Source organism: Rhodococcus sp. PvP016 (genome assembly GCF_017832185.1).
Taxonomy (GTDB): domain Bacteria; phylum Actinomycetota; class Actinomycetes; order Mycobacteriales; family Mycobacteriaceae; genus Rhodococcoides.
In genome coordinates this window covers 1,876,872-1,889,145 of sequence record NZ_JAFIBH010000001.1, presented here as the reverse complement: position 1 = coordinate 1,889,145, position 12,274 = coordinate 1,876,872, and the positions used below count along the sequence as shown (strand labels likewise).

13 protein-coding genes are annotated in these 12,274 nt (G+C 68.4%); 9 read left to right on the top strand and 4 right to left on the bottom strand.

Annotated elements, in window-relative coordinates; genetic code table 11:
• The first annotated feature begins 184 nt into the window (after nt 1–184).
• The 6 genes from JOE30_RS08755 (at nt 185) to JOE30_RS08730 (ending at nt 4,513) form a co-directional block, all read left to right on the top strand.
• The gene (locus tag JOE30_RS08755) at nt 185–397 is read left to right on the top strand and encodes a dodecin (protein ID WP_204866121.1); all 213 of its coding nucleotides are present in this window, start codon (nt 185–187) and stop codon (nt 395–397) included.
• 72 nt (nt 398–469) lie between these two features.
• On the top strand, nt 470–1,531 hold the full coding sequence (locus JOE30_RS08750) for a hypothetical protein (protein ID WP_204866120.1): 1,062 nt from the start codon (nt 470–472) through the stop codon (nt 1,529–1,531).
• A 99-nt stretch (nt 1,532–1,630) separates the two neighbouring features.
• On the top strand, nt 1,631–2,701 hold the full coding sequence (locus JOE30_RS08745) for an amidohydrolase family protein (protein ID WP_204866118.1): 1,071 nt from the start codon (nt 1,631–1,633) through the stop codon (nt 2,699–2,701).
• A 28-nt stretch (nt 2,702–2,729) separates the two neighbouring features.
• Nucleotides 2,730–3,791 (top strand): low specificity L-threonine aldolase, encoded by a 1,062-nt coding sequence (locus tag JOE30_RS08740; RefSeq protein WP_204866116.1) that lies wholly within the window; start codon nt 2,730–2,732, stop codon nt 3,789–3,791.
• Nucleotides 3,792–3,809: 18 nt separating this feature from the next.
• Nucleotides 3,810–4,163, top strand: a complete 354-nt coding sequence (locus JOE30_RS08735) for a TetR/AcrR family transcriptional regulator (RefSeq protein WP_204866114.1) — start codon at nt 3,810–3,812, stop codon at nt 4,161–4,163.
• Complete coding sequence (locus tag JOE30_RS08730) at nt 4,160–4,513, top strand: hypothetical protein (protein WP_204866112.1); 354 nt, start codon at nt 4,160–4,162, stop codon at nt 4,511–4,513. The genes JOE30_RS08735 and JOE30_RS08730 overlap by 4 nt, the downstream gene beginning before the upstream one ends.
• Before the next feature lie 3 nt (nt 4,514–4,516).
• Here the strand turns inward: JOE30_RS08730 and JOE30_RS08725 are convergent, their stop codons facing one another.
• The 3 genes from JOE30_RS08725 to JOE30_RS08715 form a co-directional block, all read right to left on the bottom strand.
• On the bottom strand, nt 4,517–5,503 hold the full coding sequence (locus JOE30_RS08725; protein WP_204866111.1) for a D-glycerate dehydrogenase: 987 nt from the start codon (nt 5,501–5,503) through the stop codon (nt 4,517–4,519).
• A complete protein-coding gene (locus JOE30_RS08720) occupies nt 5,500–6,696 on the bottom strand; it encodes a CaiB/BaiF CoA-transferase family protein (protein WP_204866109.1) in 1,197 nt (398 codons plus the stop codon). The genes JOE30_RS08725 and JOE30_RS08720 overlap by 4 nt, the downstream gene beginning before the upstream one ends.
• A 122-nt stretch (nt 6,697–6,818) precedes the next feature.
• Nucleotides 6,819–7,823 carry an iron-siderophore ABC transporter substrate-binding protein gene (locus tag JOE30_RS08715; RefSeq protein ID WP_204866108.1) on the bottom strand — a complete coding sequence of 335 codons (1,005 nt, stop codon included), beginning with the start codon at nt 7,821–7,823 and terminating at the stop codon, nt 6,819–6,821.
• A 152-nt stretch (nt 7,824–7,975) separates the two neighbouring features.
• Between JOE30_RS08715 and JOE30_RS08710 the strand changes: the two genes are divergently transcribed.
• Together JOE30_RS08710 and JOE30_RS08705 are read left to right on the top strand one after the other, a co-directional pair.
• The gene (locus tag JOE30_RS08710; RefSeq protein WP_204866107.1) at nt 7,976–8,269 is read left to right on the top strand and encodes a chorismate mutase; all 294 of its coding nucleotides are present in this window, start codon (nt 7,976–7,978) and stop codon (nt 8,267–8,269) included.
• A gap of 27 nt (nt 8,270–8,296) precedes the next feature.
• Nucleotides 8,297–8,626, top strand: coding sequence for a multidrug efflux SMR transporter (locus JOE30_RS08705; protein ID WP_204866106.1), 330 nt, complete (start codon nt 8,297–8,299; stop codon nt 8,624–8,626).
• 254 nt (nt 8,627–8,880) lie between these two features.
• Here the strand turns inward: JOE30_RS08705 and JOE30_RS08695 are convergent, their stop codons facing one another.
• Entirely contained in the window at nt 8,881–11,235 is a 2,355-nt protein-coding gene (locus JOE30_RS08695) for a pyruvate dehydrogenase (RefSeq protein WP_204866105.1), read from the bottom strand.
• 314 nt (nt 11,236–11,549) lie between these two features.
• On the opposite strand from JOE30_RS08695, the gene JOE30_RS08690 reads away from it, so the two are divergent.
• Nucleotides 11,550–12,272, top strand: coding sequence for an ANTAR domain-containing protein (locus tag JOE30_RS08690; protein WP_204866104.1), 723 nt, complete (start codon nt 11,550–11,552; stop codon nt 12,270–12,272).
• The last annotated feature ends 2 nt before the right edge of the window (nt 12,273–12,274 follow it).

Below are 12,274 nucleotides of genomic sequence, written 5' to 3'. Positions count from 1 at the left end.
CACCGGGCGTCCACGCCGACGCACGCGCCGCCGCTGCCGCCGCACGTCTCCTACCCGAGCCACCCACTTCCGAAACGGACACGGATGCTCGACCGCGTCGAACCGCGATGATCGGAACCCTGGACCGGACGACGCCCGAGGACGCACGATGACCGGGGAACTGTCTCCGAGTGAAGGGCACACCATGAGCGACAATGTCTATCGCGTCACCGAGATCGTCGGAACCTCGACGGAGGGTGTCGACGACGCCATCCGCAAGGCCATCTCACGCGCGAGCAGCACACTGCGGGAGCTGGACTGGTTCGAGGTCATCGAGACCCGCGGACACATCGAGAACGGCGCGGTCGCGCACTTCCAGGTGACGTTGAAGGTCGGCTTCAAGCTCGACGATGAGTGATCGGCGGGACGAACCACTGCGTGCATAGAGAGCCCGCCGTTTCCGAACGACCACGACGGGTAGCCGACCAGGATGCCCGTCGTCAGAGTCGCGTCCGATCCCGGCTTCGCCGCCGCCGTCGCCGAGTCCGTGGTCGCGGGTCTCGACGGATCCACCACGCTCGACGGAAACCTGCTCACCGTCGACCGGCTCGCGATCCCGCTGCCGCCGGTGCCGAGCGGAAGCCCCGATCTCGACACCTGGGCCTCCCTGCTCGGTAACACCGGAGGCAGCGAGGACACGCTCACCGTGTGCGTGTCCGAGATTCCGCGGCGGGTGCGGTCGCGCCCCGTCCTGGCGGAGATCGTCGGGCCGTCGATGGTGGTGGTCTACGTTCCGTCGTTCGGCACCCACCGGGTCGCGCGGCGTGCGCGCGCCGTCACGCTGGCCGCGCTGGAAGCGATGCGGGAGACCACAGGAGTCGACCGACCCGATCCCGCCACCGGTCTCGCGCACTGGTTCACCGTGTCCGGCCACGACGCCCTGGTGGCGCCCGCCCTCCTGGGACGAGCGCGGGTGGTCGCGGGCATGATCCGTACCAACCGCCCGTGGCGGTTGGTACCGACACTGTCGGGCGCACTCGCCGCGGCGACCGCGACGTCCGCCTTCGGCCTCTTCTACTCGAGCATCTGGCAGATGGCGGCGTCGATGTCGATCATGCGTCTGACAGCGGTGTCCGCGACCGCCCTGCTGGCTGTGACGGCCTGGCTCATCTTTCCGAACGGATTGTGGGAGAGGCACACTCGGCGAGATCCGGGAATCGACCGGACGATGTACAACCTCGCCACCCTCGGCACGGTCGCCGCCGGAGTCGTCACCATGTACGCGGTTCTGTTCCTGGTGGTGGGCGCCGCGGCCGCAGTGGTGATCTCTCCGTCGTTCCTGTCCGAACAGATCATGCGGTCGGCGAACGTCTCCGACTATGTGCGCCTGGCGTGGCTCTCGGCATCGCTCGGCACCGTGGCGGGCGCCGTCGGCAGCACCGTGGCCGACCAGGAGCAGATTCTCGGCGCGACGTTCGGACACCGCGAGGTCCTGCGTCGACGCGCCGCGGCAGGCCGACTGGACGACACGAGTGACCACGTCGACTCGTGACCCGTCCCGAACTCCGATGAAACCATCAGAAGTGGCACCGGAGCCTGTTACGTTGCCGCGGGGCCGGGTGGACGGCGTCCGCACACGGGGGGAACGACGATGGCGACACGACGACAGGCTCTGCAGACACTGATCGGCGGAGGCGTACTCGGCGCGGGCCTGCTCGGGGCCACGGGACCGACGGCGTCGGCCGCCCCCATGGGTGCGTATCGAGTGGACCTGCACGCGCACATGATCCCGCCGCTGTATCGGGAGGCCGTGCTGCGCGCCGGTCTTCTCGTTCCGGGCGGCCTACCGATGCCCGCATGGTCGCCGGAGTCCGCTCTCGCGTTCATGGACGAGTTCGGTATCGCGGCCCAGGTGCTCTCGATCTCCGACCCCGGTGTGCGGTTCGCGCACGGCCTCGAGGCGGTGCGCCTGGCGCGCTCCTGCAACGACTACGCGGCCGACCAGGTGCGGCTGCATCCCACTCGTTTCGGCTCCCTGGTCACCGTGCCACTTCCGGACGTGCCGGCGTCACTCGCCGAGATCGCGTACGGCCTGGACGTGCTGGGAATGGACGGTGTGGCTCTGCTGTCGTCCTACGACGGCATCTACCTCGGTCACCCACGCTTCGAGCCGATCATGGCGTCACTCGACGCGCGGTCCGCCCTCGTCTTCGTGCACCCCGGCGAGCTTCCCGCGGGTTCGGCTCCCCCACTGCCGCTTCCGAGCTTCCTTCTCGAGTTCCCGTTCGAGACCACGCGGACCGCGGTCGAGATGATCGCGGCCGGCACCCTCGACCGGTATCCGAACATCCGCTTCGTCCTCGCGCACGCGGGTGGTTGCCTGCCGTACCTCGCCACGCGGCTGGGTGCGCCCCGCGCCGTCGCACCGGACCAGATCCCGTCCGTGTCGCTGCTCGGCCTCGAGGGTGCACTGCGACGCTTCCATTACGACACCGCACTGTCCGCCTCGGCGTCGTCGCTGCGGTCGGTGCTCGAGGTGACCGACGTCGACCACATCGTCTTCGGAACCGACTGGCCCTTCAGCGGACTCACCTACTCCGCCTCGGACACGAACGACCCGGCCCCCGGCCTGTCCGACGTGTTCGACGGCGACGACCGGGCACGGGTGGAACGCGCCAATCCCCTCGCGCTGCTCCCTCGGCTGGCGGCGGAGCTGCGGTAGCCGGTCGAGGTTCTGCCACCATGGGGGTATGGCCACGAGCACCACTGCCCCACTCACCGGATATCTCAGCGACAACGCCGCGGGCACCGCCCCGGAGATCCTCGCGGCCATGGCGGAGGCATCGACCGGGCTCGCAGCCCCGTACGGCAACGATCCGACGTCCGCTCGTCTCACGACCCTGATGGCCGGCGTCTTCGAGCGACCCGTCGACGTGTTCGTCGTCGGAACCGGTTCGGCGGCCAACGGACTGGCGCTGGCCGCGTGCACACCGCCGTGGGGCAGCATCCTCACCCATCCCGACGGCCACATCACCAACGACGAGGCCGGCGCTCCGGAGTTCTTCACCGACGGCGCCAAGATCGTCCTCGTGGACGGCCCCCGTTCGACGATGGATCCCACCGCACTGCGTGCCGCGGTCGTGCGACGACGCGGCGACGTCCACAGCGTCCAGCCGTCGGTGGTGAGCCTGACGCAGGTCACCGAGACGGGCAGCGTCCACACCCTCGACGAGGTGCGCGAGGTGTCGACCATCGCGCACGATGCCGGACTCCGCGTGCACATGGACGGCGCCCGGTTCGCCAACGCGCTCGTGGCCCTCGAGTGCACGCCGGCCGAGATGACCTGGCGAGCAGGCGTGGACATCCTGTCCTTCGGCGCCACGAAGAACGGCACGATGACCGCCGAGGCCATCGTGTCGTTCGATCCCTCGTTGTCCACCGAACTGGCGTTCCGACACAAGCGCGGTGGCCAGCTGACGTCCAAGATGCGGTTCCAGAGCGCGCAACTGGTCGCGTACCTGGAGAACGATCTCTGGATGCGTCATGCGCGGAACGCCAACGCGATGGCCGCGCGGCTACGCGAGGGACTACGACCGGTCACCGGTGTGGAGGTCGTGGGCGACGCGTCGGCGAACATGTCCTACTTCCGCTTCCCCGCTGCTCTGACACAGGCACTGCACGACCGCGGATTCACGTTCTACGACGACCGGTGGGAGCCGGGGGTCGTGCGTCTCGTGACGTCGTTCGCGCACACTGCGCGCGACGTGGACGCGTTCGTCGATGCCGGGCGGGCGCTCGCCATTATTGACTGATCAGTCTAGAATGGGTGCATGCCGAGACCGCGCGAGTTCGACACGGACACTGTGCTCGCGGCCGCGGTCGACACGTTCGTCCGTCACGGTTACACCGGCGCGTCCGTCGATCAGATCCTCGACGCCGTCGGCATCCGACGGGCGAGCCTCTACAACGCGTTCGGAAGCAAGCGCGGACTGTTCCTCACCGCACTGCGCTCGACGCACTCCACAATGCCTCTGCTTCTCGTCGCTCTCATGGATCTGGCCCCCTCCGATCCCTCGGTGAGGCAGGAGATTCACGAGAAGTTGGTTGCCGAGAACATCGACGCACGGGCACTGGGCGACGCGATACTCACGCGCGCCTGCATCGAGAGAAAGGGCACAGCATGAACACCGTGACCATCGTCGACGGCCGACTGGTCGTCGAACCCCACGGCCTCGACAAGCTCTGGAGCTTCACGCGCCGACTCGACATTCCGCTGTCCGAGGTAAAGGGCGCAACCGTCGACACCGGTGTACGGCGTGAGCCCAGGGGCATCAGGGCTCCGGGCCTCTCGATACCGGGAAAGTACGCAGGCACCTTCCACCGTGACGGCGAGAAGGTGTTCTGGAACGTCGGGGACCCGGTGCGCAACATCGTGATCGAGCTCGACGGCACCGGACGGTTCGATCGCCTCGTCCTGACGGTGGACGATCCGACCCGAACGGAGAACGCGGTCAACTCCGCACTCTCGACCTAGTTCTCACTGGTCCGCCCATGCCTCCGGATTGACGGCGTGGCGCGGCAGCGTGCCGGCGGCCATCGCGACGGCGTTCTCCGCGCAGAGACGTGCCATCTCGCTCCGCACCGACACCGTCGCGCTCCCGACGTGCGGCAACAGCACGGTGTTGGCCAGCTCAGACAGGCCGGGCGCCGTGGCCGGTTCGTCCTCGTAGACGTCGAGCCCCGCACCGGCGATCACGCCGCCGCGCAACGCCTCCACCAGAGCGGACTCGTCGACCACCGGCCCGCGCGCGGTGTTCACCAGAATCGCAGAGGTCTTCATCGCGCCGAGAACCCGAGCGTCGACGAGGTGGTGCGTCGACTCGGTCAGCGGAACGTGCAGGGACAGGAAGTCGCTCGTCGCCACCAACTCGTCCCACGAGACGTGCTCGACACGACCGCCGAACTCGCCGAGCTCCTCGTCGTCGACGGGCCTGTCGGACGGAGGGCGAGGGCAGAACCGCACCGTCATACCGAACCCGAGAGCGCGCCGCGCCGTCGCGCGGGCGATGCGCCCGAATCCGGCCAGTCCCAGCACCCGTCCGGACACGTCCGTGCCGAGCATCAGTTCCGGTGCCCATCCGGTGAACTCACCGGCGCGCACCATCCGGTCCGCCTCGACCGCCCGACGCGCTGTGGCCAGCATCAGCAGCAGAGCGATGTCCGCCGTGGAATCGGTCAGGACGCCCGGAGTGTTCCCGACGACGATGCCTCGGGCGGTGGCGGCGCCGACGTCGATGTTGTCGACACCCACCGCATAGTTGGAGATCCCCCGCAGGCGCGCACTGGCGAGGGACGCGCTGTCGAACCGGTCCCGGAGCTGGGCCACCACCACGTCGTAGTCGCCGGAGGCGCATCGCTGCGCCAGCGCGACGTGATCGAGCGCGATCACGTCGACGTCGGCGGCGCGGCGCAGGATCTCCATACCCGGTTCCGGAATCGGCAGCGTGACCAGGATCCGCGTCATGCGTCGCGCTCGCTCTCGGTGCGTCCCAACAGTTCCCGCAGCACTTCTGCGGTGTGCTCGCCGAGGTCCGGTCCGAGCGATCGGATGGGAATGGACGCGTCGCCGATGACGGGCACCACACCGACGAAACCCACGTCCACCGGTGTCTCACCACCGACGTCGACGGGGAACGTCTGAATCATGTTGCGCGCTCGATACTGTGGGTCGCGCACGATGTCGGCGGCCGTGTAGATGGGACCCGACGGCACACCGGCCCGATCGAGCACCGCCAACGCCTCGTCGCGGGAGTGCAGCATGGTCCAGGCGGAGATGGCCGCGTCCAGTTCGTTCCGACGTCGCCAGCGCCCCGCGTTGACGGCCAGCTCGGGATCCGCGCCGAGATCCGGCCGACCGATCGTCTCCATGTAGCGCTGGAAGATGGCGTCACCGTTGCCGGCGATGATGATCGAGTGACCGTCGTTGCACGGGTAGGCATTGGAGGGCGCGATGCCTTCCATCCGCCCACCGGTGCGCTCGCGTTCCACTCCGTAGGCGAGGTAGTCCGGTACCAGGGATTCCATCATCGACAGAATCGACTCGTTGAGCGCGACATCGATCGACCGTTGTTCGAGCGAGAGTTCGCTCGTCGCGGCCTGGCGTCGGAACAGAGCCATGACACAACCGAAGGCGGCGTAGAGGCCTGCGATGGAATCACCGATCGATACTCCGACGCGCACCGGTGGTCGGTCGGGGTCGCCGACGAGGTTGCGGAATCCCCCGTAGGCCTCGGCGACGGCGGCGAAGCCGGGACGCTCGGCCATCGGACCGGTCTGCCCGAAAGCGGAGATGCGGGTGATGATGAGGTCGGGGTTCTTCTCGCTCAACCGCTCCGGCGAGAGTCCCCATTTCTCGAGGGTCCCGGGCCGAAAGTTCTCGAGCACGATGTCGCACTGCGCAGCGAGGTCCAGCACGTCCTGCCGCCCCTGCTCGGTACGCAGATCGAGAACGATCGACTTCTTGTTGCGGTTGATCGTGCGATACAACATCGAGGTGGTACCGGAGTAGAGACGCCAATTCCGGATCTCGTCGCCGGTGCCGGGCCGCTCGACCTTGATCACCTCTGCGCCGAAGTCCGCGAGCATTCGTCCCGCAGTCGGCGCGGCGATGTAGTTGCCGAGCTCCAGCACTCGAATACCGGTCAGCGGTAGCGACATGGGGTCCTCTCCGTCAGTCCCGGTCGTCCGGGTGCGCACTCTGTTCGGGAGCCTAGGTGTCGTGGACGCTCGACAGGCAGCACTCCGACGAGGCAGCCTTCACTCGCTCGGCCCCGCGACCCTCACGACCGAACGGCCGCCGCCAGCATGGGCACCACGGTGTCGAGTGCGTACTGCAGCGAGAGCGCCGAGTTGGTGGAGTAGGACTTCGCCACCGCCGGGTCGTCGAACACGATCGCATGCCCCTGCGCCACGGCCGGGATTCTGCGGAACAGCGGGTTCTGCTCGATGTCCTGAGCGGTCTTGCCGATCGGGAACATGACGACGAGATCCGCGTCGAGGAGACCCAACTGCTCGTCCGCGATCGGTACGGAGAACCGCACCGGGGTCATCGATGCGATGGTCGGGTTCTGTCGGAACCCGAGCCGCGTCAAGAACTGAACCCGCTCGCTGTCCTCTATGTAGGCGCCGTATCCGGTTCCGCTGAGGGCGCCCACCGTCACGGTCTTGTCTGCGAACTCCGGATGGTTCGCGGCGGCCGTGCGGAAGCCGTCGTCCAGGCCGGAGATCAGCTCGGCGCCCTTCTCCGGCACACCGAGCGCCGCGGCCACCATCGTGACCTGATCCTCGTAGGACGTCGTGTAGTTCTCCGCACCCTCCGGGATGCCGACGGTCGGAGCGATCGCCGCGAGCCGGTCGTGCCGGCCGACGTCGCCCGAACTCTTGGTGTCGAGGATCAGATCCGGCTCGAGTGCCGCCACGGCTTCGTAGGACGGTTCCAGCGTTCCGATGATCTCGGGTGGGGCGTCGTAGAGACCCTCGGCCCACGGGCCGACGCCCTCTCCGCCGAAGTCGAGCCAGTCGCTGGCACCGACCGGCTGGACCCCCAGGGCCAACGCCGTCTCCGCGTCCCCCCACCCGAGCGCCACGACGCGCGTCGGCGCCGACTCGAGGTCGACCGCGCCGAACGCGGTGTCGACCGTCGCCGGATGGACGCCGCCGGTCGGCGCCTGCGCCGCGTCGCGGCCGTCCTCCGTGGAGGCCGACGAGCACGACACGGTGAGGGCCACCGTCGCGACGAGAACAGGAATCAGTCGCCTCACGGGCGCACACACGGTCCGGAACATTGCGTTAGCCTAACCTTACATGACGCCCGCGGGCGCACTGCGATCCAGCTCACAGTCGGTATCACCGCAGGTGAGACGCGTTCTCGACTGGTCGCCGAAAAATATCTCGACAGATCGGTAATGAAATTCGAGGCAGGCGCGATTCAGTAGACATGAGCATTGCAACCGACTTCGCCACCGCAGACGTCACGCGCAACCACGGTGCCGACACCGCCCACGACATCGATTCCCTGCACGACGAGATCGAACGTCTCGACGCCCAGATCCTGGCCGCAGTGGCACGCCGCACCGAGCTCACTCGCACCGTCGGCATGATGGAGCCCCGTTCGGCCGCATCGTCCGCACGCGAGATGTCGGTGCTTCAGCACTTCGGTGATCTCGGCCGCGAGGGCCGCACCCTTGGCATGCTCCTCCTGCGCATGGGCCGCGGACAGATCGCTCGCTAGTCCCGCCCGCGGTAGAACTACCGCAGGGTGTGGTTCGTTCTGGCGGCGGCCGTGGTGGCCGAAGTGTCCGCCACCCTGTCGCCTCACGGTTTCGAGACCCGTCCCGCCCTCTACGTCGTCGTGATCATCGGCTATCTGCTGGCCTTCGCCGGACTCCCGTCCATCCTGCGCCGCGGAATGGCCCTCGGTGTCGCCTACGGCATCTGGGGAGCAAGCGGTGTCGCTCTCACCGCTCTTCTCGCGTCGGCGCTCTTCGGTGAACCGCTGACCATCGTGATGGGTCTCGAAACCGGACTGGACATCGTCGGTGTACTCCTCGTCGAGACCGGGTCCCACCCCGCACAGCGGGGACCGTGATGCAGTACCTCTTCCTCGTCGGCGCCATCCTCCTCGCTTTCGTCGCCCTGCTCGGTGTGCTCCGTTCCGGTCTGGCCCCGGGGGTGGCCTACGGCATCTGAGCCGCGTCCGGAGTCGCCCTCACCGCCGTGGCCTCCCGGTACCTCTTTCGAGAACCCTGACCCGCCGCATGCTCGGCGGGATCGCCTGCATCGTCGTCGGCGTCCTGCTCATCGAACTCGGTGCCGCGGCCGCTCGATGACCCTGCCGAGCAGTCAGTGACCGGTGACGTCGAGTGCGGCCCGGACGATCGAATCGGTGTCGATGTGGTGGTGGCGGTACACCTCGTCGAGTGAGCCGACCTGACCGAACTCGCTCACCCCGAGAGATGTGGACGGCACCCGGTTCACCGTCGCCAGGAACGCGAGCGTGTGGGGGTGGCCGTCGAGGACCGTCACCATCGGCGTCGCCCGCTCGGCGGGCAACAGGTGATCGAGGATCCACGACTCCGCCTCGAGATGCCCCTGCCGTGCCTGCAACGCCCGATACAACTCCCCCGGACTCGTGACGCACAGGACGTCGGCAGCGAGTCCGATCTGTTCGAGCCGCTCGGCCGCGGCGAGGGCCTCGGTCACCATCGCGCCCATCGCCGCGATCGTCACCACCGCGCCGTCACGGCGAACCAGCGGATACCCACCCGCCACCACCTGCCGCCGTCGACGCTCCCGCGCCGCCGGATCCGCCGGAACGTTCGCCGACGACTGATCGACCGGCCTGGTCGACAGGCGCAGATACGCCGACGTGCCGCCCGGGCGCCCCAACCGTCCGATCGCCGCCAGCAGCGTCCACTCGACGTCGATCGCGAACGCCGGTTCCCAGCTCACGCACCCGGGCTGCTCCAGACCGATCGACGGCGTCTTGATCGACTGGTGCGCACCACCTTCCGCAGCCAGAGTCACTCCCGAGGGGGTGCCGACGAGGATGGACTGTCCGCCCGCGTAGATGCCGTACGACCACGGCTCGAGCGCGCGTTCGACGAACGGGTCGTACATGACTCCGATCGGGAACAGCGGCTCTCCCCACCGGCTCCACGTCGCACCGAGCTCACCCATCAGTCCGACGAGGTTGGTCTCGGCGATGCCCAGTTCCATGTGTTGCCCCGTGGGGCTCTCGCGCCAGTGCATGATCGTCTCGGCGTCGTCACCGAACCAGTCGTGGCGTTCCGAGGAGGACCAGACGCCGACCTTGTTCACCCAGCCGCCGAGGTTGGTGGTGGAGCTGACGTCGGGGCTGACGGTGACGACCCGCCGCGCGGCGTCCGGGGCCTGCCGCGTCAGGTCCAGCAGCACCCGCCCCAGCGCGGCCTGCGTCGTCGCCGTTCCCTTGGGCGTGCGCCCGATGTCGGTCGGCACCACCGGAGGCTCGACCGTGTGTATCGGTTCCCGGCGCAGCCGGTCCGCGGTGTCCGCGCACACCCGCCCCGCGGGACTGTCGTCCGAGAATCGTGCCCACGGCGCATCGGGGTCGGTGCCCAGCGTGTCGGCGAGTTCGGCGTACTCCTCCACCGTCAACAGAGACGAGTGATTCTGGGGATGACCCTGCGTCGGCAACCCGAAGCCCTTGACGGTGTACGCGATGATCACGGTGGGACGGGTGTCGTCGATACGCGCGAACGCTGCGCGGAGTGCGGCGAGGTCGTGCCCGCCCAGGTTGCGGACGGCCTCCGTCAGAGCGGCGTCGTCCAGATCGGCGACGAGGACGCGGATCCGTTCGGCACCGGGCCCGTCGCCGGGCAGCCGGGTGCGCAGTTCGTCCGCCGTGCAGCGCAGCAGGCGCTGGTACTCCGGGTTCGGCATGTCGACGATGCGTTCGCGCAGGGCCTCGCCGCCGGGACGGGCGAACAACGCGTCGAGAAGGGTGCCGAACGAGACCGTGACGACCTGCCAGCCGGCGGCGTCGAACATCTTCTCCAGCCGCCGCGCAGCGAAGTTGGGCACCACTCGATCCAGCGACTGGCGGTTCAGATCGACGATCCACACGATCTCGCCGAGGTCGGCGATTCCGGGGTCGATCACCGCTTCCCACACCGCGCCCTCGTCCAGTTCGGCGTCGCCGACGAGCGAGTACTGCCGCCCCCGGAATCCGGTCGCCGTCTGGGCGTCGCCGTCCACACCGCCGAAGGCCGCGTCGACGTAGCGGCGCGACATCGCGCCCCAAATAGGCGCCGTTGCACCGATTCCCACCGACCCGGTCGAGTAGTCGACAGTATCGGGGTCCTTGGCGCGCGAGGGGTACGACTGCAACCCGCCGTAGGACCGCAGCGTCGCCAGGTACTTCTCGTCCAACTCACCGAGGAGGTAGTTGATCGCGTGCAGCACCGGAGACGCGTGCGGCTTGACCGACACCCGGTCCCCGGGCTGCAACTGTTCGAACCACAGGGAGGTCATGATCGACACCATCGATGCGCACGAGGCTTGGTGGCCTCCGACCTTGAGTCCGCTGGGGTTGGGTCGAATACGATTGGCGTGGTGGATCATCGAGGTCGACAGCCACAACACCCGCTGCGCGATCTCCTCCAGGGTCTCCACCGCCTGTGGCGCTCGATCGTCGACATGCTCGTTGCTGGTCATGGCGCTGCCCCCTCAGGACGTCATCTCCGGCTCGATGCTTCGCGGAGATCCACAGGTCACCACGGTCTTGCCGACTGCGCAAGATCCGGCTCCGCGATCGAGCATTCTGCGCACAGCGCCGCATGTCGTCGTGGGCGTTCCGAGCGTGTCGACCACTCAGGTGATCGACGACACCCGGTGAGCGAGCGCCCGTGTTCGAGGACACCGGCCGGATGTGGTGTGTCGAGCCGACGGGCGGGTACCCGGTGTTCGGCGAGACACTCCCTCAGCTGCGGTCCACGAGCCGGTTTCATGAACGCAGTAAAGGACGCCCCATGGCTTCGAACCCGGCCCGCGAGCCCCATCCACCCGACGAGCGCGTCACGGGCGAGCTGCGGTCCGGACGCACTGCGGAGACGTGGCTGGCCGCGTGCGTGCAGTGGTGCCGGGCGGACGGAGCCGCCGTGGTGGCGGAATCGGCCGCCGATGCCGACGTCCGGCTCGTCACGTTCGCGACGGACGACCTGGCGGAGCGACTGGCCGACCTCCAGTACCTGCTCGGTTGCGGACCGCACACCGAGTCGATGGCGGGAGCGGGACACAGTCGACTCGACGTCGAGGACCCAGCGCACGGCGTCCGCTGGACCACTCTCGTCGACGAGCTGGCGACCCTCGGAGTCGTCGAGGTCGCGACGTTCCCCATCGGTGCGGCCGCCACCCCCCTGGGAACGCTCCAGATGTACTGGCGCGGTCGACGCCGGAGCAGCACGCACTCCGACGCCGCCATCGCAGCGCTCGTGGAACGGCGCCCGGAGTTGCTGGCGCCGCGAGTCCCCCTGTGCGACGACCTGGACGGAGACACCGTGCTCACGGCCGTCGACGGCGGGCCCGACCACGGGTTCGACCTCTCGACCGTGCACCTGGCGATCGGCGTGGTGGTCGCGCGGCACCATCTCAGCGTCCAGGCCGCGTCGGCACTGCTGCGAGCACAGGCCTACAGCGCGGGAATCACGGTCACCGAGCAGGCTCGACGGGTGTTGGACGACCAACGAGGCTGACG

Coding starts and splice junctions, on each gene's coding strand:
- JOE30_RS08755 (WP_204866121.1), top strand. CDS start 185: ATGAGCGACAATGTCTATCGCGTCACCGAGATCGTCGGAACCTCGACG.
- JOE30_RS08710 (WP_204866107.1), top strand. CDS start 7,976: ATGAGCATTGCAACCGACTTCGCCACCGCAGACGTCACGCGCAACCAC.
- JOE30_RS08740 (WP_204866116.1), top strand. CDS start 2,730: ATGGCCACGAGCACCACTGCCCCACTCACCGGATATCTCAGCGACAAC.
- JOE30_RS08690 (WP_204866104.1), top strand. CDS start 11,550: ATGGCTTCGAACCCGGCCCGCGAGCCCCATCCACCCGACGAGCGCGTC.
- JOE30_RS08750 (WP_204866120.1), top strand. CDS start 470: ATGCCCGTCGTCAGAGTCGCGTCCGATCCCGGCTTCGCCGCCGCCGTC.
- JOE30_RS08695 (WP_204866105.1), bottom strand. CDS start 11,235: ATGACCAGCAACGAGCATGTCGACGATCGAGCGCCACAGGCGGTGGAG.
- JOE30_RS08725 (WP_204866111.1), bottom strand. CDS start 5,503: ATGACGCGGATCCTGGTCACGCTGCCGATTCCGGAACCGGGTATGGAG.
- JOE30_RS08720 (WP_204866109.1), bottom strand. CDS start 6,696: ATGTCGCTACCGCTGACCGGTATTCGAGTGCTGGAGCTCGGCAACTAC.
- JOE30_RS08730 (WP_204866112.1), top strand. CDS start 4,160: ATGAACACCGTGACCATCGTCGACGGCCGACTGGTCGTCGAACCCCAC.
- JOE30_RS08735 (WP_204866114.1), top strand. CDS start 3,810: ATGCCGAGACCGCGCGAGTTCGACACGGACACTGTGCTCGCGGCCGCG.
- JOE30_RS08745 (WP_204866118.1), top strand. CDS start 1,631: ATGGCGACACGACGACAGGCTCTGCAGACACTGATCGGCGGAGGCGTA.
- JOE30_RS08715 (WP_204866108.1), bottom strand. CDS start 7,823: ATGTTCCGGACCGTGTGTGCGCCCGTGAGGCGACTGATTCCTGTTCTC.